Source organism: Actinoplanes auranticolor, assembly GCF_018332655.1.
In the GTDB taxonomy this organism is placed as follows: domain Bacteria; phylum Actinomycetota; class Actinomycetes; order Mycobacteriales; family Micromonosporaceae; genus Actinoplanes; species Actinoplanes auranticolor.
Genome location: NZ_BOQL01000006.1, coordinates 49998 through 73967, shown reverse-complemented (window position 1 = coordinate 73967; position 23970 = coordinate 49998). Strand labels below are relative to the sequence as shown.

Sequence of the window (23970 nt, the reverse complement as noted above, 5' to 3'; positions counted from 1 at the left end):
ACGGTGCATCGATCGGCCATGATCTCCGGCATGGAGATCAACGCGCAGCCGGTCACCGCGGTGTCGTTGCCCGCCGCCTGCGACGGCCCCCTGGCGCCGGGCGTGCCGGGCCGGCGGCTGGTGACCACCCGCACCGACACCACGCTGGCGGTGTACGACCTCGGCCGTCCGGCCGCGGCCGCTCCGCTGGTGACTTTCCCGGCGCCCTGGCCGCGCGGCGCGAGCGGCGTCGACGCCGTGGCACCCGGCCTCGACCTGGCCGTCTTCGCCGGGCTGCACGCGGTGCGCGGCGTGACACCGGACGGCGTGACCCGGTGGGAGGTCCCGCACGGCTGCTGGGGGTGCGAGGAGTTCCACGAGACGGCCGACGAGTACGCCGGCGACCCGGACCACAAGTATCCCGACCAGGGCTCGGCCTGCTTCGGCACCGACGGCCGGACGGTGTGGGCGCACGTCCGCGAGCAGCTCGACGAGGACGACGACCCGCGCGGTGAGTCCAGTCCCGAGGCGTGGCTGGTGATCGACCCCGCGGACGGCACCGTCGTGGCGCGGGCCGGCACCGGGACGTACGCCGCCGGATCGCACCACCTCCCGAACCCGGACCCGGCGGTCATGGGCCTGGCCGTGGGCGAGGGCCAGGACGGCTCACCGGCACTGTGGGGCCGGCTCACCGGCGGCGTCCTGCACGTCGAACGGCTCGCCGGTGACGACCGGGTCCTGGTCGCCGTCGGGCCGGGCGGCCGCACGTTCCTGACCCGCGGGCACGAGCGGGGTCAGGAGCTGACCGTGCACCGCGCGTCCGGCCACGCCGTGCTGGGCACCGTCCTGGCCGACGTGCTGGAGCCGGCGGATCCCGCGGCCCGCTGGGGTTTCCGCTGCGGGCTGGTCGACGACCGCACGCTGGTGGCGGGTACGAGCGAGCACGGGTACGGCACCGCCGACGTGCGGCACTGGCTCATCGACGTCGAGACGCTGGAGGTGCGCGGCCCGATCCGCTATCCCGCCGTTGCCGATCCGGGCCCGCACCCGATCGGGCTGGGTGACGGCACGTGGCTGACGATGAGCCCCGGCGGCGAGGACGTCCACGTCTGGCGGCTGCCTCCCGCCGGCCGCGTCAGCGGGCCAGGCGGACCGCCGGGTGCGATGCGCTCGGCCGGCTGAACAGGCGGGTCGGCCGGCCCTTCAGGTGCAGGTCGAAGAAGGCCGCCTGGTAGGCCCGGGTCGCCGCGACGGCCGCCGCCGGTGCGACCGTGCCGATCATCGCGGCGTGAGCGTCCGCGGGCAGCCCGAGGCCGCGCCGCACCTGCGGCAGCACGGTCTGCAGGTCGCTGCACCAGCCCATGCCGCCGCCGGCCAGCTCCAGCTCCCGCCGCCAGCCCCGCAGCGCCGACCACTGCCGGTCCCACATCGGGTTGGCCGCGCCGTACGCGCTGCCCGGCCGGATCGCCAGCACCGCGCGCGACAGTCCCTGCTCGACGACCGGAGCCAGCGGCAGCCAGCCCCCGTCCGCGGTCGGGAAGCCGACGTCGGTGTCACCGATCGCGCCGGCCCGGACCCGCTCGTCGGCCGCCATCAGGGTCAGCGTCATCAGACCGGCGCCGGTGATGCCGCTGAACGCGCCGATCCGGCCCAGGTCGAGACCGGCGCGCAGGCCGCCGGGCAGCTCCCGGGCGTTCAGCGCCGCCAGCCGGTCGAGCACGAAGCGGGCGTCGGCGGTGCGGCTCGCGTAGATGTGGCGCACGTAGGCCAGGAACTCGGGGCTGTAACGGTCGTCGTTGGGCGGGTTCGCCGCCGGGTGCTGCGGGACGAGCCGCCCGCCGGGGAACACGACCGGCGTCTCGTGGGTCGGTTCGAACGTCACGACCACGTACCCGCGGCTGGCCAGGTCCTCGATCTCGGACCGGTTGGTGCTGTGCGAACCCCAGTGGCCCAGCTGGTACATCAGCACCGGCCAGCCGTCGCCCGGCTCGCGGGCCGCCGCCCCGGCCACCGCGTGCGAGGGGGTGCCGGCCCAGTCCACGAGGTTCGCCGGTTGCGGCGCCGTGGCGAACGCGAAGATCTCGTCGGCCGCCGCGGCCCAGCCCGGCGTCAGCCACGGCGCGACCGGCCCGCCGCGGTGCCGGGCCGGATAGGTCAGATTGACCATGAGCTCGCGGTACGGCTGCCCGGCTACGTACGGATCCGGGCGCGACCGGTCCACGAAGTGCAGATCCACGGTCCCCACCGGGTACGGCCCTCCCGGCCCCGGCAGACGCAGCCGCACCTTGCCGAGCGTCCCGGCCGTGCCGCGCCCCGATCCGCCGGCCGGGCTCGCCGCGCCGGCGGCCGTGGGCAGCAGCGCCGCCGCCGTCACGCCTGTCGCCCCGGCCAGCACCAGCCGGCGACTGACTCGTTCCCCGTCGCACCGCATGACTTTCCCCGTTCGTCGTCGCTGTCCTTGCTCGACAGACAGACTGCGCGGGGTTTCCTGTGGGCCGGCTGAGCCGCTGAGAGACCGCTCAGGTGACCTTGACCGGCGTCACGGTACCGGTGGCACCGTCCACAGTGATCAGCTGACCGGTGGTGATCTTCCCGGTGGCGCCGGGCACGGAGATCACCGCGGGGATGCCGTACTCGCGGGCCACCGTCGGGCCGTGGGCCATGATCGCGCCGGTCTCGGTGACCAGGGCGGCGGCGGTGAGGAACAGCGGGGTCCAGCCGGGGTCCGTGGTCGCCGCGACCAGGACGTCGCCGGGCTCGATACGGGCGGTGGCCGGGTCGTGCACGACCCGGGCCGGTCCGGTGACCCGGCCCGCCGAGGCGCCCACGCCCTGCAGAGCACCGTCGGGCGCGGGCGGCACGGGCAGGACCGCCTCGACGTCGGTGCCGTCGGAGAGCAGGGCGACCGGAACCGCCCGGCGCCGCGATTCCCGCTGGTGCACCAGCTTGCGGGCAGCGGCGACCGCGCGCAGGTCGGCGTCGGTGCCGGCCTCGTCGAGGGTGACGAACATGATGTCGTCCGGCTGGTCGAGGCGGCCGGCGGCGGTCAGGTCGGCCCCGAGCAGCAGCAGCTGCCGGCGCATCTCCCGCAGCGGGTACAGACCGGCGAACTTGCCCGTCTCGCGCAGACCGGCCAGCAACCGGGCCCGGCGCAGCAGGAAGCCGGCGAGGCGGCCCCGCACCGGGCGGCGCCGGCGGGCCCGCGCGACGAGCTCGGTCAGCCTGGCCTCGGCGGTGACGGCGGCCCGGGCGAAACGGCGGTCGGGGGCCTGCTCGAGGTCGGTCACCCGCAGGTAGTTGGCGATCATCGCGAAGACCGGGGCCGGATCCTCGGACCAGCGGGGGACGCCGAGATCGACCTCGGCGACGCCGCGGTGGCCGTACCGGTCGAGGAACCCCGCCAGGCCGAACTCCGGCAGCTCGCCCGCCCGGTAGCGGGTGGCGAGCTCGTCCGGCGGTGTGCCGAGCAGCAGCTCGCGGTGCGGCCGGGCATCCTGGGCCAGCCGCCAGAGGGCGAGGTCCATCTCGATGGTGACGTTGTGCGGCATGCCGGCCAGCACGGCGTGGATCTCGTCGGGGGTGGCGATGCCTTTGAGCAGTTGCTGCGGCACGGTGGCGGCCAGCATGCCGGCCACGATCGGCCAGGTGATGGCGTCGGCGCCGTCGGCCGAGCCCTGGTCGCCGAGGTAGCGCAGCCGGTCGGCGGCGGTGCGCAGCTCGGTGGAGGGGACGGCGGCGAGCCGCAGCTGCTCGACGGCCCGGCCCATCCGGGCACGGGCCGCTTCGGGGCGGGCCAGGGCGCCGACGATCCCGGTGATCGCGCGTCCGGCCGTACGCAGCGACGGGGTGGCGGCGCGGGGTGCGGCACCCATGCGGGGCGCGAACCGCGGGTCGGCGAGGACGTACGCCATGGCCGCCTGGGCGCGGGGGCCGAAGTCGACCGCCATGAGTTTGATCAGGCGCTTGCGGGCGGACGGGTGACGGGCCTGGTCGGTGAGGTCGCCGTAGAGGCGCCCGCCGATGTCGACGATCTCCGCCCGGACGCCGAGGGCGGCCAGCATGCCGGCGATCTGTGCCTTCAGGGTGGACAGGCCCATCGGGGTCACCGGCTGCAGCATGCCCTGCACGTGACCGAACTCGACGTACACCCGCGGCTCCGGGCCGGTGTCCGGCGGCATCGGGAACAGGGTCGTGATCGGACGCGACTGCAGCAGCCACAGCGTGCCGGAGCGGTCCACCGACCACTCCACGTCCTGGGGGCCGCCGGCCCGTTCCTGCAGCCGCTCTCCCACCGCCCGCAGCCGCTCGAGCAGCTCGGGCGGCACGCAGCCCGTGGCCGCCCGCGTGGCTGGGCCGAGCACGTAGTGGTCGACCGGCGCAGTCCCGTCGACCACTGCGGTGCCGGGACCGGGCGCGGCGTCGACCATCATCTCCGTGCGGTTGCCGGTCAGCGGGTTCGCGGTGAACAGCACGCCGGACACCTCGGCGTCGACCATCCGCTGCACGACCACCGCCATCCGGACCGTGTCGTGGGCGATCGCGTGGGCGTTGCGGTAGGCGACCGCCCGGGCGCTGTGCAGCGACGCCCAGCACGTCTGGACCGCGGCGAGCAGGTCGTCGGCGCCGGTGACGCCCAGGATGGTGTCGTGCTGGCCGGCGAAGCTGGCGTCCGGCAGATCCTCGGCGGTCGCGCTGGAGCGCACCGCCACCGGGCCTTCGCCGAGCTTCTCGTACGCGGCCACGATCTCCGCCGCCAGCAGGACGCCCCGGCGGTGGGCCTCGGTCGTGACGCAGAAGCCCGGCGGCACCCGCTCGCCGTCCCGGATCAGCTCGGCCAGGCCGGCCGCCTTGCCGCCGACCAGCTCCTGCATCCCGGCCCGTACCTCGGACAACGCGATCACGGACATCCGGCCTCCTGCCATCGCCATACGACTGCAACGCGACCACCGTACCATCTTTGCAATACGACTGCATCGCCAAGAATGTGCCGCTCTGAAATCAGGGCTTCACACATTCGTCATCTGCGGGTTAAATCGAGGCACAGCGATATGGGAGCGCTCCCATACCCCGGACAGGAGCCCACCGTTGTCCCCCTCACGCCGTTATCTCCTGATGTCTCTTGTCGGCCTGCTGCTCGCCTCGGTCGGGATCGCGCTGGCCGCCCCCTCCGGCGCGGCCGCCGCCCCCGCCTACAGCTACGGCGAGGCCCTGCAGAAGTCCCTGTTCTTCTACGAGGCCCAGGTCGCCGGGCGCAAACCCGCCTGGAACCGGGTCTCCTGGCGCGGCGACTCCGCCCTGCGCGACGGCTCGGACGTCGGCCTGGACCTGACCGGCGGCTGGTTCGACGCCGGTGACCACGTCAAGTTCGGCCTGCCCATGGCCTTCACCACCACCATGCTGGCCTGGGGCGCGGTGGAGAACCGGGACGCCTACGCCGCCTCGGGGCAGCTCACCCACCTGCTGAACAACCTGCGGGTGCCCAACGACTACTTCATCAAGGCCCACCCCGCCCCGAACGTGCTCTACGGACAGGTCGGCAACGGCGACGCCGACCACAAGTGGTGGGGACCGGCCGAGGTGCTGCCGATGGCGCGGCCCGCGTACAAGATCGACGCCAGCTGCGGCGGCACCGAGCTGGCCGCGGAGACCGCGGCCGCGATGGCGGCCAGCTCGATGGTCTTCCGCGCGACCGATCCGGGGTACGCCGACACGCTGCTCACCCACGCCAAGCAGCTCTACACCTTCGCCGACACCGTGCGGAAGAACTACCACGAGTGCATCACCGATGCGACGTCGTTCTACCGCTCGTGGAGCGGTTACGCCGACGAGCTGGTGTGGGGCGCGGTCTGGTTGCACCGCGCCACCGGCGACGCCGCCTACCTGGCCAAGGCCGAGGCGGGCTACGACGCGCAGGGCAACGAGAACCAGACCAGCACCAAGATGTACAAGTGGACGATCTCCTGGGACAACAAGCAGTACGGCAACTACGTGCTGCTGGCCCGGCTGACCGGCAAGCAGAAGTACCTCGACGACGCCAACCGGTGGCTGGACTGGTTCACCGTCGGGGTCAACGGCGAGAAGGTCCGCACCTCCCCCGGCGGCATGGTCGTCGTGGACACCTGGGGCGCCCTGCGGTACGCGGCCAACACGGCCTTCGTCGCGCTGGTGCACAGCGACCACCTGGCCGACGCGACCCGTAGGACGCGCTACCACGACTTCGCCGTCAAGCAGATCGACTACGCGCTGGGCGCCAACCCGCGCAAGTCGAGCTACGTCATCGGGTTCGGGGCCAACTCGCCGAAGAACCCGCACCACCGCACCGCGCACGGGTCCTGGTGGGACAGCCAGCAGGTGCCCGAGCAGACCCGGCACGTGCTGTACGGCGCTCTGGTGGGCGGGCCCTCGGCGCCGGACGACGCGTACACCGACAGCCGCGGCGACTACGTGATGAACGAGGTCGCCACCGACTACAACGCCGGCTTCACCTCGGCGGTGGCCCGGCTCTACGGCGAGTACGGCGGCGCCCCGGCGGCCGACTTCCCGCAGCCCGAGCAGCCGGATCTGGCCGAACTGTCCGTCGAGACCACGGTCATGCAGAACGAGGCCCGCTCGACCGGCGTCAAGGTGATCGTCTACAACAAGTCCGCCTTCCCGGCGCGCGCCCTGACCGCCGCGAAGTTCCGCTACTACTTCACCCGGGACAGCGACGCCGCGCTGACCGTCAGCACGCCGTACACCCAGGGGTGCCCGGGGCCGGCCGCGGCCCAGCAGTACGCCGGCGACGTCTGGTACGTCGAGGTGGACTGCACCGGCTACACCATCGCGCCGGCCGGGCAGTCGGCGCACCGGATGGAGGTGCAGCTCAAGATCGGTGTGGTCGAGGGCGGCACCTGGGACCCGGCCGACGACCCGTCGTACCGGGCGGTCGCCGGAGCCAACCCCGGCGTCCCGCTCTACGAGGGTGCGACCCGGGTGTGGGGCAACGAGCCCGGCACCGGACCGTCACCGTCCCCTTCGGTCACCCCCTCCGTCACGCCGTCGGTCACCCCGTCCGCGACGCCGTCCGTCACGCCGTCGGTGACTCCGTCCGTCACGCCCAGCACCGGGCCGAGCGGGCCGTGCCGGGTCACCTACGGCACCACCGACTGGAGTGCCGGCTTCACGGCGAACGTCACCGTGACCAACACCGGCACGGCGCCGCTCAACGGCTGGTCGCTGACCTACGCCTACACCGCCGGACAGAAGGTCACCCAGGCCTGGTCGGCCTCCGCGACCCAGACCGGGACGCAGGTGACCGTCACCAACGCCGGCTGGAACGGCGCGGTGGCCCCGGGTGCCTCGGTGAGCTTCGGTCTGAACGGCACCCACACCGGCGCCAACCCGAAGCCTGCCGCCTTCGCCGTCAACGGCTCCGCCTGCACCGTCGGCTGAGCCCACCCGCGGCGGAAAACCCAGGCAAGTTCTTTACATGAGCCCCGTTCCCCCGCTTCCCACCAGCAGAGACAGGATCCCATGCGAACTGCCCTCCGAGCGGCCTTGTGTGCCGTGACCACCGTGACCGCCCTGGCGGCCTTCGGGCCACCGGCCGCGGCCGCCGCCGTCCTGCCCTACCAGGATCCGGCCCTGCCCGTCGCGCAGCGGGTGACCGACCTGCTCGCCCGGATGACCCTGGACGACAAGATCGGCCAGATGACCCAGGCCGAGCGGGCCGTCATCACCCCGGCCCAGCTCACCCAGTACCGGGTCGGCTCGGTGCTCTCCGGCGGCGGCTCCGGCCCCGCGCAGAACACCCCGGCCGCCTGGGCCGACATGTACGACAGTTACCAGCGCGGCGCGCTGGCCGCCCCGCTGCAGATCCCGATGATCTACGGGATCGACGCCGTGCACGGCAACAACAACGTGCTCGGGTCGACGATCTTCCCGCACAACATCGGCCTGGGCGCCACCCGCGACCCCGGCCTGGCCGAGCGGATCGGCCGGGCCACCGCCGAGGAGGTCACCGGGGCCGGCCAGGACTGGACGTTCGCGCCGTGCGTGTGCGTGGCCCGCAACGACCGGTGGGGCCGCACGTACGAGTCGTTCGGCGAGAAGCCGGAGATCGCCACGGCGATGACCACCGTCATCGACGGGTTGCAGGGCACCGCCCTGAACGGACCGGCGTCGGTGCTGGCCACGGCCAAGCACTACATCGGTGACGGCGGCACCACCGGCGGCACCGACCAGGGCAACACCCAGCTCACCGAGGCCGAGCTGCGGGCCGTGCACCTGCCGCCGTTCGCCGCCGCGGTCGACCGGGGCGTCGGCTCGGTGATGATCTCGTTCAGCAGCTGGAACGGCACCAAGCTGCACGGCTCGAAGTACCTGATCACCGACCTGCTCAAGGGGGAGCTCGGCTTCACCGGCTTCACCGTCTCCGACTGGGCGGCGATCGACCAGATCGACGGCCGGGTCGGCTTCACCCAGGCCGAGGTGGTCGCCTCGATCAACGCCGGCCTCGACATGATCATGGTGCCGAACGACTGGCAGCTGTTCCTCGGCTACCTGCGCGCGGCGGTGCAGGCCGGGGAGATCCCGATGACCCGCATCGACGACGCCAACCGGCGCATCCTGACCAAGAAGTTCGAACTGGGACTCTTCGAGAAGCCGTACGCCGACCGCACGTACGCGTCCACGATCGGCAGCGCCGCGCACCGCGCCCTGGCCCGCGAGGCGGTGCGTGAGTCGCAGGTGCTGCTGAAGAACGCGGGCGGGGTGCTGCCGCTGGCCAAGTCCGGCGGCAAGATCTTCGTGGCCGGCAAGAGCGCCGACGACCTGGGCAACCAGGCCGGCGGCTGGACCACCACCTGGCAGGGCGCGAGCGGGTCGACCTACCCCGGCACGTCGATCCTGCAGGGCATCCGCAGCGCGGTGGGCAGCGGTGCCACGGTGACCTACCAGCGCGACGGCACCGGCATCGACAGCTCGTACCGGGCGGCCGTCGCGGTGGTGGGCGAGACCCCGTACGCCGAGGGTGAGGGTGACCGGCCCGGCTCGCTGAGCCTGGACGCCACCGACCTGGCCACGCTGTCCCGGCTGCGGGCCGCGGGCGTACCGGTGATCGTGGTGCTGGTCTCCGGCCGCCCGCTCGACATCGCCGCCGAGCTGCCCAACTGGAACGCCCTGGTGGCCGCGTGGCTGCCCGGCAGCGAGGGCGCCGGAGTGGCGGACGTCCTGTTCGGTGACTACGCGCCGACCGGCAAGCTCCCGGTGACCTGGATGCAGTCGGCGAGCCAGCAGCCGATCAACGACGGTGACGGCAAGACGCCGCTGTTCCCGTACGGCTTCGGCCTGAGCTACACCTCCACCCCGGCCGACACCGCCGCACCGAGCGTGCCCGGCACCCCGGCCGCGACCGCGGTGACCGCCACCGGGCTGTCGCTGAGCTGGCCGGCCGCGACCGACACCGGCGGCAGCGGCCTGGCCGGCTACGACGTCTACCGCGACGGCACCCTGATCGGCTCCCCCACCGCGGCCTCCTACGCGGTCACCGGCCTGACCGCGGCGACCCGCTACGAGTTCACGGTGGCCGCCCGGGACGCGGCGGGCAACCGCTCGGCCCGCTCGGCGGCGCTGGCCGTGACCACCGCGGCCGGCGAGACGCCCCCCGGCGGCTCGTGCCGGGTGGCCTACTCCACCAGCGACTGGAGCGCCGGCTTCACCGGCTCGGTCTCGGTCACCAACACCGGTACGGCCGCGATCGCCGCGTGGAACCTGCAGTGGTCGTACACCGCGGGCCAGCTGGTCACCCAGGGCTGGTCGGCGCGGGTCTCCCAGACCGGCACCGTGGTGACGGCCACCGGCGAGAGCTGGAGCCCGTCGCTGGCCCCGGGCGCAACGGTGACCTTCGGCTTCAACGCGAACCGCGGAGCCACCAACCCCCGCCCGGCGTCCTTCACCCTCAACGGCACCACGTGCACGGTCGCGTGAGGCGGTAAGCACCCTCCCTCACCGCAGGGGCCGGCCGGGTCTCGACCCGGCCGGCCTCCGGCACCTAGTCGGCCACCGTGCCGTCAACGCTTCCCGCGGACCGGGCCCGGGCGACGAGGAGATACTGCGCCCCGTTGCCCACAGTGGCAACAATGACCGAAACGATGAGTGAGCCGGTCGAAGCGATGTTCCCGGCGAATTCCTCCCCCTTCCAGAAGACCACCGTCAACATCCCGATCGTCGTTGCCGCGGGGATCGCCCAGGCGGTCACCGTTCTCCAGGCCCACCGCCCGGACTCGGACACAGCAAGCCAGTGCGCGAACATGGTTGCGACGACGGCGGCCATTGCCATCAGCGGCCCGGCGATGTGCGGCGCCAGCACGGCGTCTTTCATGCTTCTCCTCGGATCGGTCAACGGGTCGGGAAGTAGCTCCGCCACGTCTCGACATGGTCCCGCGTGATCGCCATCGGACGTTCCGGCGCGAGCGCCTTGACGGCGTCGTCGGATACCTTCGCCGAGAATTCCGAGTAACGGGGAATGCGGGGACGATGCCTCCCCCCGGACAACGCGCGTTTGATGATCGGTAGGTGCGGAAGAATGGTTTCGACTGCGCTGCGGGGGTCATACAACGGACTGTAGGTCGGAAGGTAGCCGTGCAGCGCCAGGATCTTCTGGGCCTCTTCGCCGGTCAGGAAGTTCACGAGCCGGAGGGCGTCGACATGGCGCTTGCTCTTCTTGTTGAGCGCCAGGTTCTGTCCACCGATGGTGGCGCCCTGGAACGGGATCATCTCTGCCGGGACCGGGGTCGTGTTGGCGCTCGTCCGGGACGACGGCCAGTTCCGCATGAAATCGGCCCCCAGCGTGTTGAACGTCTCGGCCGACCCTTCCTCGTCGAGAGCGCGCTTGAGCCGGCCTTCTGCTGCCAGTGCACGGAGTCCTCCGAACAACCGATTCCAGCGCTCATGGTCGGCGTGCGGCCGGCCGTCGGGTTCGATGATGCCGTCGTCGAAGGCCGAGGCGTGCTCGAACAAGTTGCACATCATCGCCTCCGAACCGTTCCCGTCGAGTTCCAAGGGGATTCGCTCGGGGAACTGAGCGGTCCAGGTGAGAACCTTGTCCGTGTTGAGCTGGCGCAGGGTCGCAATGTCGGATCCCGGCGTGGACGAAGCATTGCGGAACAGAACACCCACGTTCGCCGTCAGGGGCACCGCATAATGGGTATCGGAAGAGTCGCCAGGATTACGACAGGTCGTCAGGGCCGGGCCGATGAATCTGTCGAAGCGCAACGGCTCGCCCGCGCCACGACTGCGGTTCGCCGCAGCAATGAGGTCCTTGTCCATCTTGACGATGTGCTTGTTCTCGATGAATTCCGGCACGTGCACGACATCCAGTCCGAAGAGGTCGGCGACGTAGTCGCGGTCATCGGTGACGTCTGTCCACTTGACCATCTTTTCCCGCTGCTCCGGGGCGTGCGAGCCGGCCGGTTCATATACCACGTCGATTCCGCTGCGCCGGGACCACGACGCAAAAAGAAACTTGAACGCGCCGGTGTTGTCGTCGCCCAGCATCACGCGAAGCGGGTCCGGCTTCCGGAGGTTCAGCACGGTGGAGGCCGATAGCGACAAAATCGCGGTAGCCACCGAGCCCTTGACGACGTCGCGACGGCTGATCCGACCGGGAGGAGCCGGCGGGACCTCTGCCGGGGATTCTCGGGTATCGGCATCGGCAGTTGTCATGTTGCGTCCAACGACACGATCACACATCGGTGTCGGCCCGACCCCGCCGCCTTTCGGATAAGGGGGGTCGGCCGGATGACTGATGGTCGGCGGATGACAATTGCGCTATCGCCACAGCGAATCCGTCGCAGACGGCGCTATGCGCGAATGCAGAAGCGGATCGCCCCGGGCACCGTGCCGGCCCGGGGCGATCCGCTGCTGCTGGCCGCCGGTCAGCGGCTCCCGTTCGCGCGGGAGCGCAGCATCCGGCGGACCAGGTCGGACCGCTCCCGCAGCGTCTTGCCGACCACCGGGGCGACCCGCGCGGCCGCCTCCTCCGCCCGGTCCAGGAATGCCTCGTCGACACCGAAGCGGGGGAACAGCCGGCCGGTGTAGGCCATCGCCAGGATCATGCCGCCCCGGTCCAGGCCGGGCAGCAGCTCCAGGTACTTCTCCGCGTACGGCGCCAGCACCTCGTCCTGGCCGGGCAGCCAGAACGCCGCGGCGACCGGGCCGAACGAGCCGACCGGCACCGAACGGTCGACGGCCAGCGTCTGCCACACCGCCGCCTTCTCACCCGGGTCCGGGGCGGCGGCCCGCACGGCCAGGGCGCGCCGCTGCGCGTCCGGGTCCGGGTCCCGCTTGAGCAGGTCGTCGACCTCGTCGGCGGTCGGCGCGCCCAGTTCGGCCTTGCGCACCAGCGCGTGCCACCGCAGGTCCACATCGTCACCGGCCTGCTCCTGCAGCCACGCCACGTCGTCCAGGTCGCCGGCCGACCGGGCGAACGCCCGCAGCGCCACCTGGCGGCGGCCACCCTGTCCGGCCAGCTCGCGGCAGACGGCGGCGACCGCGGCCGTGAGCTCGGCCCGCTCGGCCTCCGGCGCCCACAGCTCCGCGATGTTCCCGGCCATCGTCAGGTAAGGCTCGATCACGGCGTCCGACGTCTCGACGCGCAGCACGTCCAGCACGCAGTGGGCCGCCGCACGCGCGGGGAGCTCGCCCGTGATCAGCATGTCCCAGACCGTGGCCACGGCGACGCCGCGCGAGACGGCGGTCGGCAGGGCCGGCGCCGCGGCCAGCAGCCCGGCGGTGTCCCCGGCGGCCGGCCGGGTCGTCGCGAACGTCAGGTCGTCGTCGTTGACCAGCAGGAAGTCGGCCCCGGCGGGCACCGCCACCGGGGTGCGCGGACCCCGCACTTCGACCCGGACCAGCGCCGTCCGCGCCAGCCGGTCACCGTCGCGGCGGTACGCGCCCACGCCCAGCACCTGCGGCCGTGGGTCACCCGCGGGCCCGCGGCCCACCAGCACCACGTCCTCGCCGTCCGTCTCCAGGGTGAGCCGGTCGGTCCCGGCCGTCTCGAGCCAGCCGCGGCGCCAGGCGTTCAGGTCGCGCCCACCGGCCGCGCCCAGCGCGTCGATCAGGTCCTGCAGGGTGGTGTTGCCCCAGGCGTGCTGCGCGAAGTAGGCGGTCATACCCGCGGCGAAGTTGTCCTCGCCGACGTAGGTCATGAGCTGCTGCAGGACCGAGGCACCCTTCGGGTACGTGATCGCGTCGAAGATCGACGCCGCCTCGGCGACGTCGCGGATCGGCACGCTGATCGGGTGCGAGGTCGGGCCCTGGTCCGCGACGTACGCGGTGAGCTTCTCCGCCGCGAGATGCCCCGCCCAGGCGTCGGTGTACGCCGTGGCGCTCACCGCGGCCCAGTGGCACGCGAACTCGGCGAACGCCTCGTTGAGCCAGAGGTCGTCCCACCAGCGCATGGTGACGATGTTGCCGAACCACATGTGCGCCATCTCGTGCAGCAGCACCCGGGCGAGCAGGGCCCGCTCGGCCGGCGTGGGCGTGCTGCGGCGCAGGAAGACGTCCGACCAGGTGACGCAGCCGTAGTTCTCCATCGCGCCGCCGAACTCGGGCATGAAGACCTGGTCGTAGGTGCGCTGCGGGAACGGCATCCCGAAGACCTCGCCGTAGAAGGCCAGGCCCTGGCTGGTCAGTGTGAACATCTCGTCGGCGTCGCGGTCCAGCACCGCGGCGAGTGACCGCCGGGTGAACAGGCCCAGATCATGGCCGTCGGCCTCGCGGCGGATCTCGTACAGCGGGCCAGCGTTGATGACGGTGTTGTACGGCGAGAGCGCCGGGGTGTCGGGGAACGTCCAGGTGCGGGCGTCGCCCAGCTCCTGCACCCGGGCGTTGCCGGAGCCGGAGTTGCTGGTCACGGTCCAGCCGGCCGGGGCGGTGACGGTGAACGCGTGCGGCGCCTTGAGGTCCGGCTGGTCGAAGCACGCCCACACGTGCCGCGCCTGGTCCGGCTCGAAGGACATCCAGACGTACACCTCACCGTCGGCGGGATCGACGGCTCTGTGCACGCCTGCGCCCTCGGCGGTGTCGGCCTGCAAGCTCTCCACCCGCAGGACGTTGCGGGCGGCGAGCCCGTCCAGCACGATCCGGCCGTCGGCGGCGGGGCCGAGCGGCCGGTCGTTGAGGGTGGCGGTGACCACCTCGGCGGCGCAGTCGACGAAGGTCTCCGCGCCGGGCTCACGGCAGGTGAAGGTCACCGTGGACACGGACCGCACGTGCGGCCCGGTCGGCAGGTCGGTCAGGTCGACGGCGATGTCGTAGCGGTCGACCGAGATCAGCGAGGCGCGTGTCTCGGCCTCGGTCTGGGTCAGGCTGCGGGTCGGCAATGGTCCTCCTCCAGGATCCCCCCGATGGTAGGAGCACCCCGCCGCCCCATCCGCCCCGTCAAGCCGGATGGGGCAGGATCGGGACGGTGGACGACCCTGAAGAGCTGCCGCCGCTGCGGCCGGGCAGCGAGTTCATCGGCCCGGCCCGCGCGATCCTCACCCAGGAGCGGGCCCGCCTGGCCGGCCTGCTGGGTGAGCACGAGCTGGTCCTGCTCGGCGGCAGCTCCCTGCCCGCCGCCCTGACCAAAGGCGACGTCGACCTGCACCTGCGGGTGCCCGCCGCGGGGTTCGGGCCGGCCGTCGCCGCCCTGCGGGAGATCTATGCGGTGGTGCACCCGGAGATCTGGCAGGAGACGCTGGCGACGTTCGAGGTCCCGGCCGCGCCGTTGCCGACCGGCGTCGCGGTGACGCCGGTCGGTTCGGAGCACGATGTACGGTTCGGCCGCGCCTGGCAGCTCCTGGCGGCCGATCCGGCCCTGGTCGACGCCTACAACGCCGGGAAGCTGCGGTACCGGGACCGCCCCGGCGAGTACGAGCGGCACAAGTCCGCCTTCTTCGATCAGCTCATCGCGCGTCGGTGACGTCCTCGTTCAGCTTGGAGTGGCGGCGGCTGTAGGCGAAGTAGACGATCAGGCCCAGCAGGAACCACGCCCCGAAGCGCAGCCAGGTCGTCGGGGTCAGGAAGGTGATCAGCCAGATGGAGAAGATCACGCCCAGCGCGGGGATCACCGGCATGCCGGGCAGCCGGAACGAGCGCGGCAGGTCCGGGCGCCGGTAGCGCAGCACGATCACCGCCACGCAGACCACGACGAAGGCCAGCAGGATGCCGATGTTGGTCAGCTCCGCCGCCTCCCGGATGGGCAGCAGCCCGGCGATGATCGCCGAGGCCACGCCGGCGATCCAGGTGACCCGGCTGGGGACCCGGCGCACCGGGTGCACCTTGGCGAACCAGGCCGGCAGCAGGCCGTCGCGGCTCATGGCGTACCAGACCCGGGTCACGCCGAGCATGAAGGTGAACATCACGGTCAGGATGCCGATGATCGCGCCCACCGCGATGACCTCGGCCAGCCCGGACAGCCCGACCGACGCGAACGCGGTGGAGAAGCCGCTCTCCGGGTCGATCTCGCGGTAGTTCTGCATGCCCGTGAGCACCAGGGTGGCCAGCACGTACAGGACCATCGAGATGGCCAGCGAGTAGATGATGGCCTTGGGCAGGTGCCGCTTGGCGTCGCGGGACTCCTCGGCCGCCGTGCTCATCGCGTCGTAGCCGAAGACGGCGAAGAAGACGGTGGCGGCGCCGGTGATCGCGCCGCTGATGCCGAACGGGAAGAAGGGCTGGTAGTTCTCGGATCGGACGTAGAAGAAGCCGACCACGATGACCAGCAGCACCACGGCCACCTTGAGCACGACCACGCCGGTCTCGAACCGCGCCGCCGCCTTGATCCCCCGGTTCAGCAGGAACGCGATCAGCAGGCACAGCACCACGGCGAACAGGTCCACCACGTGCCCGTCGCCGGTGCCGGGCGCCCCCAGCATCCAGGCGGGCAGATCCACACCGAGCTGCCCCATCAGGAACGCGAAGTAGCCCGAGATGCCGATCGCCACCACCGCCACGATCGCGATGTACTCCAGCAACAGGTCCCAGCCGATGAACCAGCCGACGATCTCGCCGAGCACGACGTAGCCGTACGTGTAGGCGGAGCCGGCTTTCGGGATCATGCCGGCGAACTCCGCGTACGACAGTGCGGCGGCGGCGCTGGCGATGCCCGCGATCAGGAACGAGATCAGCACGGCGGGCCCGGCCGTCTCGTTCGCCACCGCACCGGCCAGCGCGAAGATGCCGGCGCCGATGATGCCGCCGACCCCGATGGCGGTCAGCTGCCACAGTCCGAGCGTGCGGGACAGGCCGGTCTCCCGCTCGTCGGCGATCTCCTCGACCGGCTTGCGGCGGAAGATTCCCGATCCGCGGCCGAACTCCGGTGTCGCTGTCATGGCCCCCTCCTCGTGGAGTACGCCACGGCGTCCCGCCGATGGGCCGCCTCTGCAACCGGAGTACCACGTCGGCGATCAAAAAGCATCCACAGGGGTGGATGTCATTCGGCGCGGACGTGGGCGATGTGGACCACTCCCCCGGTGTTGAGGAAGACCCACACCACCCGGATCCGGCTGACGTCGAGGTTGACGCCGGAGGGGCACTCGATGTCGTCGAAGGACTCGGTGACCGTGCGGCTGGAGTGCGGGTTCGTCCACGCCCGCCCGGAGCGCCGCGCAGGTCCAGCGACGCGGGCACCGGGGCGCCGAACCAGTTGCCCGGCACCGGGGTCTCGACCCGCAGGCCGGGCGTCCCGTCGGTGGGGAACGCGGGCGACTGCGCCACGGTGCCACCGGTCCCGGGGTTGGCGGGTGGTGAAGCCGTCGGTGCCGTCCTCGAAGGAGAAGATGGCCTGTCGCACCGGCAGCACCGGATCCTCGGGGCCGACGGAACTTAACCGGATCAGGAACCAGTCGGCCGTCCGCATCCCGGGGTCTTGGCCGACCAGCAGTCGTCGATGTTGACGTAGGAGTACTCGGCCGCCGCCAGCCCGGCGGCGACCATCGCGTCGGCGGTCTCCCGGATCAGTTCCTCGCCGACCTCGCAGCCGAAGGCGTTCCCGTCGTTGAACCCCATGGGCGGAGTCGGGACCAGGGTTTCGGCCTGGAGACCGGCCACGGCCGGGGCCGCCGCACCGGCCACCGGCGTGACCGCCACGACAGCGGCGGGAACGGCCAGGACAAGGACCGCCGCGAGGGTACGCAGGGAGCGGAACCGGCGGTGCATGGCGACCTCCAGGGTTTCCACTGAACCGCTACAGCGTCCCCCTCAGGCATCTTCGGCCACGCCCGCCCGCCAGTAGCCGCCGAAATAGTGCGCCCGGGCGTCCAGGCCCCGGTCCCCCACGAGGTGGCGGCGCAGTGCCCGCACCATCGCGGCCTCGCCCGCCACCCACGCGTACGGCTTGCCGGCGGGCAGCTCCGCGTCGCGTACCGCCTCGGCCGGAGCGACCCCGGTCAACCAGGTGATCTGCACGTCGGTGGCGGGCGTGGCCAGCTCCCGGATGTCCTGCGGTGACGGCACCTGGACGAAGACCCGCGCGCACGCGCCGGGATCCAGCTGCTCGAGGATGGAGGCGATGGCCGGCAGCGCGGTCGCGTCCCCCACCAGCAGCTGCCAGTCGGCGTCGCCGGGCGCGTACGGGCGGGCCTGGGCACCGTCGTCCTCGGCGGTGGCCGCGATGATGCCCAGCAGGTCACCGGGCCGGGCCGCCGAGGCCCACGCCGAGGCCGGGCCGGTGTCGCCGTGCAGGATGAACTCGACGTCGACCCGGCCGCTGCGGGGATCCTGTGACCGCACCGTGTACGTGCGCATGACCGGGCGCACCTCGGCCGGCATGGCCTGGTACGAGCCGTACCAGTCGTCGGCGGCCGGCAGCAGCGGCGCCCGCTGGCCGTCCCGGGCGAACAACAGCTTGATGCGCTGGTCGGCGCCGCTGTAGGCGATCCGGGACACGTCCGGTCCGTCGAACGTGACGGCCACGGCGTGCGGGCTCAGCGGGCGGACGGCCACCACTTCGGCCAGGAGGACAGCGGGCATCGGGAGCCTTTCGTCGGGGGTCCGGCTTTGCCTTCAAGATCAGCGTTAGGCTAGCCTAACCTTATGACGAGCCCCTCAACCGTGTCCGTCGCCCTGGCCGGCGCCGACCTCACGCTCGCCTACGACGGCCGCACGGTCGTGCACGACGCGGGCATCGAGCTGCGCGCCGGCACGGTGGTCGCCCTGGTCGGACCCAACGGCTCCGGCAAGTCGACGCTGCTGCGCTCCCTCGCCCGGCTGCACAAGCCGCACCGCGGCACGGTCCGGCTCGACGCGGACCTGGACGCCCTCGCCCTGCGCCCGCGCGACTTCGCCCGCCGGGTCACACTGCTCACCCAGTCCCACCCGACTCCGGGCGGCGTGCTGGTGCGGGACGTGGTCGCCTACGGGCGGCATCCGTACCGGGGGCGGTTCGGCGCCGGGGACGCCGAGGGGCCGGGCATCGTCGCCCGGGTCATGGGCCTGACCGGCGTCGCCGCCATGGCGGACCGCCCGGTGGACGAGCTCTCCGGCGGCGAGCTGCAGCGGGTCTGGCTCGCCACCTGCCTGGCCCAGGACACCGGCGTGCTCCTGCTCGACGAGCCCACCACGTTCCTCGACCTGCGTTACCAGGTGGAGATTCTGGACATCGTCCGTGAGCTCGCCGACGACCACGGCGTGGCCGTCGGCGTGGTGCTGCACGACCTCGACCAGGCCGCGGCCGTCGCCGACCACGTCGTGCTGCTGCACGGCGGGGTCGTGCGGGCCACCGGGCGCCCGGCCGACGTGCTCACCGCGGAGCTGCTCACCGAGGTCTACGGCCTGCGCATCGACGTGCACGTGGACGACGCCGGCCGGGTCCGCACCCAGCCCGTCGGCCGGCACACCCACCGCCCCGCCCGCCCGATCTGACCATCCCATCCGATCAGAAGGAACACCCATGCCCACCATCCCCCGCCGCCGCGCCCTCGCCACGGCCGCCACCGCGATGACCGCCCTTCTCCTCGCCGCGTGCGGCACCACGGAGGACGCCGCCGACGCCGCCGGCAGCCCCGGCCCGGCCACCTCGTCCGGTCCGGTGGACCTCACCGACGAGCGCGGGCCGGTGCACCTCGACGCCCCCGCCCGCAGCATCGTGTCGCTCGAGTGGGGCCTGTCGGAGAACCTCGTCGCCCTGGGCGTCAAGCCGATCGGCCAGGCCGACGTCAAGGGTTACAACAACTACAACACCATCGCGCCGATCGACGCCTCGACGCCCGACGTCGGCACCCGCGGGGAGCCCAGTCTCGACGCCATCGCCGCGCTGCGCCCCGACCTGGTGGTGACGACGACCGACCTGCCCGAGAACGTCATCGCGCAGATCGCCGAGCAGTCACCCGTGCTCACCCTGCGCGGCTCCGACGGCACCGACCCGATCGGCTACATGCGGCGGACCGTGACCGTGCTGGCCCAGGCCACCGGCACCCAGGCCCGCGGCGCGCAGTTGCTGCAGGAGTTCGACGCGTACGTCGCCGCCGGCAAGGCGAAGCTGGCGCAGGCGGGCAAGGCCGGGGCGCCGTTCACCATGGCCGACGGCTGGATCGACTCGGGCACCGTCTCCCTGCGGCTGTTCACCCCGACGTCGTTCTTCGGCGGAGTCGCCGCCGAGCTCGGGCTGAAGAACCAGTGGACCACCGGCGGTGACAAGGACTACGGCCTCGCGCAGACCGACATCGAGGGCCTGACGAAGATCAAGGACCCGGCCACCTCCTTCGTGTACGTGGCCAACAAGGCCGACGGTGGTGACGAGTTCGTCGCCGCGCTCACCGGCAACGCCGTGTGGAAGCAGCTGCCCTTCGTCAAGGACAGCAACCTGCACCGCCTCCCGGACGGCATCTGGATGTTCGGCGGGCCGCCGTCCGCCCAGGCCTACATCGACGCGCTCGTCGCCGCGCTGACCGGCGCCTGACCGGTACCGCCGTGACCGACACGACGCACGCGCCGTCCTCCCCCGCGGTCACCACCGCGCCGGAGGGCGGCGCGCCCGCCCGCTTCCCGCTCCGCGCGGCCGGCGTCTTCGCCCTCGCCGGCGTGGTGCTGGCCATGCTGTCCACTGTGCACCTCGCGCAGGGCACGGCCGAGCTGAGCATCGGGGAGCTCCTGCGCGCCGTGCTGCCCTGGGCCCACGAGGACGGCACCCGCAACGAGGCCGTGGCGGTGCTGCTCGCCAGCCGGTTCCCCCGGCTGGTGGCGGCGCTGCTCGCCGGGGTGGCGATCGGGATGGCCGGCGCCACGCTGCAGTCGGTGGCCCGCAACCCGCTGGCGGCCCCGGACACGCTCGGCGTCAACGCGGGCGCGTACGTGTCGGTGGTGGCGGTCGCGGCGTTCGGCGTCTCGCTGCCGTTCGTGGTCAGCGGGCTGGTCGCGTTCCTCGGCGGTCTCGCGGCGGCCGGGCTGGTGCTGCTCGTGTCGCGCGGCGGGGCGGGCGGTCCCGCGCGGCTGGTCCTGGCCGGATCCGCGATCGCGCTCGCCCTCAACGCGCTCACCTCCGTGCTGCTCATGCTGTTCCAGCAGAACACCGTCGGCCTGTTCGCCTGGGGCAGCGGCACCACCGTGCAGTCCGGCGCCCACCAGGTCACCACGGCGGCGCCCATCGTGGCGGCCGGGGTGCTGGGCACGCTCCTGCTGGCGCACCGCCTGGACGTACTCGGGCTCGGCGACGACCCGGCGCGGGTGCTGGGCGTCGACGTGCGCCGCACCCGGTTGGTCGCGGTCGTGCTGGCGGTGCTGCTCGCGGCGATCGCCGTGACGGTCACCGGGCCGATCGGCTTCGTCGGCCTGTCCGCGCCGGTGATCGCCCGCCTGGTGGCCCGCCGGGTGCCGGGTCTGGGCCGGCACCTGCTGCTGCTGCCGCTGGCGGCGACGGTCGGCGCCCTGGTCATCGTGGCCGCCGACGTACTCATCCGGGCCTTCGTATCCGCGGATGTGGCCATCTCCGTGCCGACCGGCGTGGTGACCACGCTGGCCGGAGCGGTGCTGCTGGTCTGGCTGGCCCGGCGGTTGCGCGACGGCGGACCGGCCGCCACGCAGGCGCGCGGCGCCCGCAGCACCGTGCGGTCGCGGCGCTGGGTCATCGGCGTCACGACGGTTCTCGGGGCCGCCCTGGTCGCCGCGGCCGTCGGCGCGCTGCTGCTCGGTGACCGGCTGGTCCTGCTGGGCGACGTCATGAACTGGTGGCGCGGCACGGCGGGCCGCGAGGTGTCCTTCGTGCTCGACCAGCGCTGGCCGCGCGTGGGCGCCGCGCTGCTCGGCGGCGCGGCCCTGGCGCTCGCGGGCACGATCGTGCAGGCGGTGTGCCGCAACCCCCTGGCCGAGCCGAGCCTGCTCGGCGTCACCCCGGGCGCGAGCGTCGGCGCCATCCTCGTCGTGATGGTGCTGCCCGGCATCGGCGTCTGGCCGATCATGGGCGCCGCGACGGTGGCCGCGCTGGCCACCTTCGCCCTGGTCTACCGGCTCGCAGCCGGGCGCGGGCCGTCGTCGGACCGGATCGTGCTGATCGGCGTCGGGGTGAGCGCGGGCGCCGCGGCGATCACCACGCTGGTGGTCGTGCTCGTGTCCCCGTGGAACGTCAACCTGGCCCTGATGTGGCTCGCCGGCTCCACCTACGGCCGCGACGCCGACCAGCTCCTGCCGGTGGCGCTGGCCCTGCTGGTGGCCCTCCCGCCGGCGCTGGCCGGGGCCCGGACGCTCGACCTGGTGGCGCTCGACGAGGACGTGCCGCGGGTGCTCGGCATCCCGCTGAGCCGGGCCCGGCCGGCCTACCTGACGCTCGCGGCCGTCCTCACCGCGGCCGCGGCGTGCGCGGTCGGGGCGCTGGCGTTCGTCGGCCTCGTCGCGCCGCACGCCGCCCGGGCGCTGGTCGGGGCCCGGCACTCTCGGGTGCTGCCGGTGGCGGTGCTGCTCGGTGCGCTGCTGGTGAGCGTGGCCGACACGCTGGGCCGTACCCTGATCGCCCCGGCGCAGCTGGCCGCCGGCCTGGTGACCGCCCTGATCGGCGCGCCGTACTTCGTCTGGCTGCTCTGGCGCAGCCGCTGAATTCTGCCGCGAACCGGTCGCCCGCGCATGCAACCCCGCCGCGGGCGCATCCGTCTGGGGGGTGCGACTCGATCGCCTGTGCGGACCGGCCCGGTCCGCGCAGCCATTCCCTCCAGGAGTGACCTCACCATGGATCTGCACCCCCAGTCCGACCAGCCGGCCCCGCGCCACCGCCGCACCGTCCTGGCCGTCGGTGGCTCCGCCTTCGCCGTCGCCGCGATCGTGGCCGCGTTCTCCTTCGCCGGCGGCGGTACGGGCCCCGCCGGGCCGGCCCAGCCGCCCGCCGACCGCCCGGCCGTGGCCGCCGCGGCGACGCAGCTCGTCTCCTATACCGGCAAGCAGCCCAAGGGCTTCAGCCTGGACAAGGTGCCGGACGGCTGGTTCGTGCAGGCCGACGACGCCTCCAGCATCGTGCTCGCGCCCCGCAGCGCGGCCGACGGGCCCAAGGTCGACCCGTCCACGAACCCGCTGCAGGACCCGCGCAGCTTCGTCGGCAAGATCGCCGTGATGCTGCAGTCCAAGGACCAGCAGGGCGTACCGGCGGGCGAGGCCGTCACGGTCGGCGATCGCAAGGGTGTGCTGGTCAAGGGCACGGACAACACCGACGGCCGGACGCTGTGGGTGGAGCAGCCCTCCGGCACGTACCTGCTGATCCAGTTCTGGGACGGCATCGGGCTGAGCCGCGACGCCATGGTCGACTTCGGTGCCGGTGTGCACGTGGAGAAGGGCGCTCAGCAGGGCGTCGGCTGACCGGCTGAATGCGGGCCGATGCCGTCCCGTACCGGGGCGGTGTCGGCCGTCTGCCGCACCGGGCGGGACCACGGGTGCCACGATGGTCGCCATGACACTGGTACACACGGTCCGGTTGCGCTTCGGGGACCTCTCGCGGGCCGCCGCCACGCACACGAACCTGTCCGCGGTGCGGGTCGACGGCCGGGTGCTCTGGATCGCCGGCGACGAGACGGCGACGGTGGAACGCCTGGTGGCCGACGACCCGGCCCAGCCGGCTGAGTACACCGACGAGCGGACGTTCCGGCTCGCCGACTTCGTCGACCTGCCCGGTGCCGACGCCGACGAGGAAGCCGACATCGAGGGGCTGGCCCGGACCGGGCCCTTCCTGTGGGCGGTCGGCTCGCACAGCCTGCGCCGCAAGCAGATCAAGACCCGCCACACGGGTGACAAGGCGCTGCGGCGGCTGGCCCGGGTCGAGGGCCAGGAGAACCGCCAGATCCTGGTGCGGCTGCCGATCGCCGACATCGACGGGCTGCCCACCCCGGTGCGCGAGATCGTCGTCGACGGTCGGCACCACCGGGCCGCGCAGCTCGACAAGCGGGACGGGCTGCGCACCCTGCTGCGCCACGACCCCCACCTCGCGCCCTTCCTGGCCATTCCCGGCAAGGACAACGGGCTGGACATCGAGGGCATCGCGGTCAGCGGGGACCGGGTCTACCTCGGCCTGCGCGGCCCGGTGCTGCGCGGGTGGGCGTTCGTGCTGGAGCTGCGGCCGTACGTGGATCCCGCCGAGCCCGGCCGGCTGCGGCTGCGGCCCTTCGACGACGGCCTGATGTACCGCAAACACGTCCTGGACCTGGACGGCCTGGGCGTGCGCGACCTCTGCCCGGACGGCGACGACCTGCTCGTGCTGGCCGGCCCGACCATGGATCTGGACGGCCCGGTGCGGATCTACCGCTGGCGCGATGCCTACCGGGTGGAGATGCCGGCGGTCGTGCGCGGCGGGATGCTGACCCGCGAGCTGGAGATCACGTACGGCGAGGGCGACGACCACGCCGAGGGCATGGGCCTGATCGGGCACCCGGAGGACAAGCTCGCCATGATCGTCTTCGACAGCCCGGCCGCGATCCGGCTGACCGACGACGGAGCGGTGATCGCCGACGTGGTCCGGCTGCCCTGACCCTGACTCTTTCGCGGCCCTGACTCTTT

Annotated in this window: 18 protein-coding genes; 9 read left to right on the top strand and 9 right to left on the bottom strand. The window is 72.8% G+C overall.

The window, feature by feature from the left end; genetic code table 11:
- Positions 1 to 30: 30 nt before the first annotated feature.
- Entirely contained in the window at positions 31 to 1161 is a 1131-nt protein-coding gene (locus Aau02nite_RS03345; RefSeq protein ID WP_212986809.1) for a hypothetical protein, read from the top strand.
- Here Aau02nite_RS03345 and Aau02nite_RS03340 read toward each other — a convergent pair.
- Both Aau02nite_RS03340 and Aau02nite_RS03335 read right to left on the bottom strand, forming a co-directional pair.
- Positions 1115 to 2410, bottom strand: coding sequence for an alpha/beta hydrolase (locus Aau02nite_RS03340; protein ID WP_212986808.1), 1296 nt, complete (start codon positions 2408 to 2410; stop codon positions 1115 to 1117). The genes Aau02nite_RS03345 and Aau02nite_RS03340 overlap by 47 nt on opposite strands.
- An 88-nt stretch (positions 2411 to 2498) precedes the next feature.
- Positions 2499 to 4886: a PEP/pyruvate-binding domain-containing protein gene (locus Aau02nite_RS03335; protein WP_212986807.1), complete on the bottom strand. Its 2388-nt coding sequence runs from the start codon at positions 4884 to 4886 to the stop codon at positions 2499 to 2501.
- 205 nt (positions 4887 to 5091) lie between these two features.
- On the opposite strand from Aau02nite_RS03335, the gene Aau02nite_RS03330 reads away from it, so the two are divergent.
- Positions 5092 to 7410, top strand: a complete 2319-nt coding sequence (locus Aau02nite_RS03330) for a glycoside hydrolase family 9 protein (protein WP_212986806.1) — start codon at positions 5092 to 5094, stop codon at positions 7408 to 7410.
- Between the two features lie 114 nt (positions 7411 to 7524).
- Entirely contained in the window at positions 7525 to 9945 is a 2421-nt protein-coding gene (locus tag Aau02nite_RS03325) for a glycoside hydrolase family 3 N-terminal domain-containing protein (RefSeq protein WP_246594857.1), read from the top strand.
- A 64-nt stretch (positions 9946 to 10009) separates the two neighbouring features.
- Here the strand turns inward: Aau02nite_RS03325 and Aau02nite_RS03320 are convergent, their stop codons facing one another.
- From Aau02nite_RS03320 to pepN, 3 genes are all read right to left on the bottom strand, one after another.
- Positions 10010 to 10339, bottom strand: a complete 330-nt coding sequence (locus Aau02nite_RS03320; RefSeq protein WP_212986804.1) for a hypothetical protein — start codon at positions 10337 to 10339, stop codon at positions 10010 to 10012.
- Between the two features lie 17 nt (positions 10340 to 10356).
- Entirely contained in the window at positions 10357 to 11682 is a 1326-nt protein-coding gene (locus Aau02nite_RS03315; RefSeq protein ID WP_212986803.1) for an extracellular solute-binding protein, read from the bottom strand.
- 212 nt (positions 11683 to 11894) lie between these two features.
- Positions 11895 to 14345, bottom strand: coding sequence for an aminopeptidase N (gene pepN / locus Aau02nite_RS03310; protein ID WP_212986802.1), 2451 nt, complete (start codon positions 14343 to 14345; stop codon positions 11895 to 11897).
- A gap of 86 nt (positions 14346 to 14431) precedes the next feature.
- On the opposite strand from pepN, the gene Aau02nite_RS03305 reads away from it, so the two are divergent.
- Positions 14432 to 14926 carry a hypothetical protein gene (locus tag Aau02nite_RS03305; RefSeq protein WP_212986801.1) on the top strand — a complete coding sequence of 165 codons (495 nt, stop codon included), beginning with the start codon at positions 14432 to 14434 and terminating at the stop codon, positions 14924 to 14926.
- Here Aau02nite_RS03305 and Aau02nite_RS03300 read toward each other — a convergent pair.
- From Aau02nite_RS03300 to Aau02nite_RS03290, 4 genes are all read right to left on the bottom strand, one after another.
- Positions 14910 to 16337, bottom strand: a complete 1428-nt coding sequence (locus tag Aau02nite_RS03300; RefSeq protein WP_212986800.1) for an amino acid permease — start codon at positions 16335 to 16337, stop codon at positions 14910 to 14912. The two genes, Aau02nite_RS03305 and Aau02nite_RS03300, sit on opposite strands and share 17 nt — an antisense overlap.
- Positions 16338 to 16438: 101 nt before the next feature.
- Positions 16439 to 16864: a hypothetical protein gene (locus Aau02nite_RS03295; protein WP_246594856.1), complete on the bottom strand. Its 426-nt coding sequence runs from the start codon at positions 16862 to 16864 to the stop codon at positions 16439 to 16441.
- Positions 16840 to 17184, bottom strand: a complete 345-nt coding sequence (locus Aau02nite_RS46145; RefSeq protein ID WP_246594855.1) for a hypothetical protein — start codon at positions 17182 to 17184, stop codon at positions 16840 to 16842. Before Aau02nite_RS46145 ends, Aau02nite_RS03295 begins: the two co-directional genes overlap by 25 nt.
- A 21-nt stretch (positions 17185 to 17205) precedes the next feature.
- Entirely contained in the window at positions 17206 to 17976 is a 771-nt protein-coding gene (locus tag Aau02nite_RS03290; RefSeq protein ID WP_212986799.1) for a siderophore-interacting protein, read from the bottom strand.
- 63 nt (positions 17977 to 18039) lie between these two features.
- Here Aau02nite_RS03290 and Aau02nite_RS03285 point away from each other — a divergent pair, with 63 nt between their 5' ends.
- The 5 genes from Aau02nite_RS03285 to Aau02nite_RS03265 all read left to right on the top strand — a co-directional run bounded on the left by Aau02nite_RS03285 (position 18040) and on the right by Aau02nite_RS03265 (position 23941).
- Complete coding sequence (locus Aau02nite_RS03285) at positions 18040 to 18867, top strand: ABC transporter ATP-binding protein (RefSeq protein ID WP_212986798.1); 828 nt, start codon at positions 18040 to 18042, stop codon at positions 18865 to 18867.
- Between the two features lie 28 nt (positions 18868 to 18895).
- A complete protein-coding gene (locus tag Aau02nite_RS03280) occupies positions 18896 to 19903 on the top strand; it encodes an ABC transporter substrate-binding protein (RefSeq protein ID WP_212986797.1) in 1008 nt (335 codons plus the stop codon).
- 11 nt (positions 19904 to 19914) lie between these two features.
- Positions 19915 to 22029 (top strand): iron ABC transporter permease, encoded by a 2115-nt coding sequence (locus Aau02nite_RS03275; RefSeq protein WP_212986796.1) that lies wholly within the window; start codon positions 19915 to 19917, stop codon positions 22027 to 22029.
- 129 nt (positions 22030 to 22158) lie between these two features.
- On the top strand, positions 22159 to 22779 hold the full coding sequence (locus Aau02nite_RS03270; protein WP_212986795.1) for a hypothetical protein: 621 nt from the start codon (positions 22159 to 22161) through the stop codon (positions 22777 to 22779).
- A gap of 91 nt (positions 22780 to 22870) precedes the next feature.
- Entirely contained in the window at positions 22871 to 23941 is a 1071-nt protein-coding gene (locus tag Aau02nite_RS03265) for a DUF3616 domain-containing protein (protein ID WP_212986794.1), read from the top strand.
- Positions 23942 to 23970 lie beyond the last annotated feature (29 nt).

Bases quoted from the DNA above. Each gene is read 5' to 3' on its own strand.
- Aau02nite_RS03345 (WP_212986809.1), top strand. From the start codon at position 31: ATGGAGATCAACGCGCAGCCGGTCACCGCGGTGTCGTTGCCCGCCGCC.
- Aau02nite_RS03340 (WP_212986808.1), bottom strand. From the start codon at position 2,410: ATGCGGTGCGACGGGGAACGAGTCAGTCGCCGGCTGGTGCTGGCCGGG.
- Aau02nite_RS03335 (WP_212986807.1), bottom strand. From the start codon at position 4,886: ATGTCCGTGATCGCGTTGTCCGAGGTACGGGCCGGGATGCAGGAGCTG.
- Aau02nite_RS03330 (WP_212986806.1), top strand. From the start codon at position 5,092: ATGTCTCTTGTCGGCCTGCTGCTCGCCTCGGTCGGGATCGCGCTGGCC.
- Aau02nite_RS03320 (WP_212986804.1), bottom strand. From the start codon at position 10,339: ATGAAAGACGCCGTGCTGGCGCCGCACATCGCCGGGCCGCTGATGGCA.
- Aau02nite_RS03315 (WP_212986803.1), bottom strand. From the start codon at position 11,682: ATGACAACTGCCGATGCCGATACCCGAGAATCCCCGGCAGAGGTCCCG.
- Aau02nite_RS03300 (WP_212986800.1), bottom strand. From the start codon at position 16,337: ATGACAGCGACACCGGAGTTCGGCCGCGGATCGGGAATCTTCCGCCGC.
- Aau02nite_RS03295 (WP_246594856.1), bottom strand. From the start codon at position 16,864: ATGCGGACGGCCGACTGGTTCCTGATCCGGTTAAGTTCCGTCGGCCCC.
- Aau02nite_RS03290 (WP_212986799.1), bottom strand. From the start codon at position 17,976: ATGCCCGCTGTCCTCCTGGCCGAAGTGGTGGCCGTCCGCCCGCTGAGC.
- Aau02nite_RS03285 (WP_212986798.1), top strand. From the start codon at position 18,040: ATGACGAGCCCCTCAACCGTGTCCGTCGCCCTGGCCGGCGCCGACCTC.
- Aau02nite_RS03280 (WP_212986797.1), top strand. From the start codon at position 18,896: ATGCCCACCATCCCCCGCCGCCGCGCCCTCGCCACGGCCGCCACCGCG.
- Aau02nite_RS03270 (WP_212986795.1), top strand. From the start codon at position 22,159: ATGGATCTGCACCCCCAGTCCGACCAGCCGGCCCCGCGCCACCGCCGC.
- Aau02nite_RS03265 (WP_212986794.1), top strand. From the start codon at position 22,871: ATGACACTGGTACACACGGTCCGGTTGCGCTTCGGGGACCTCTCGCGG.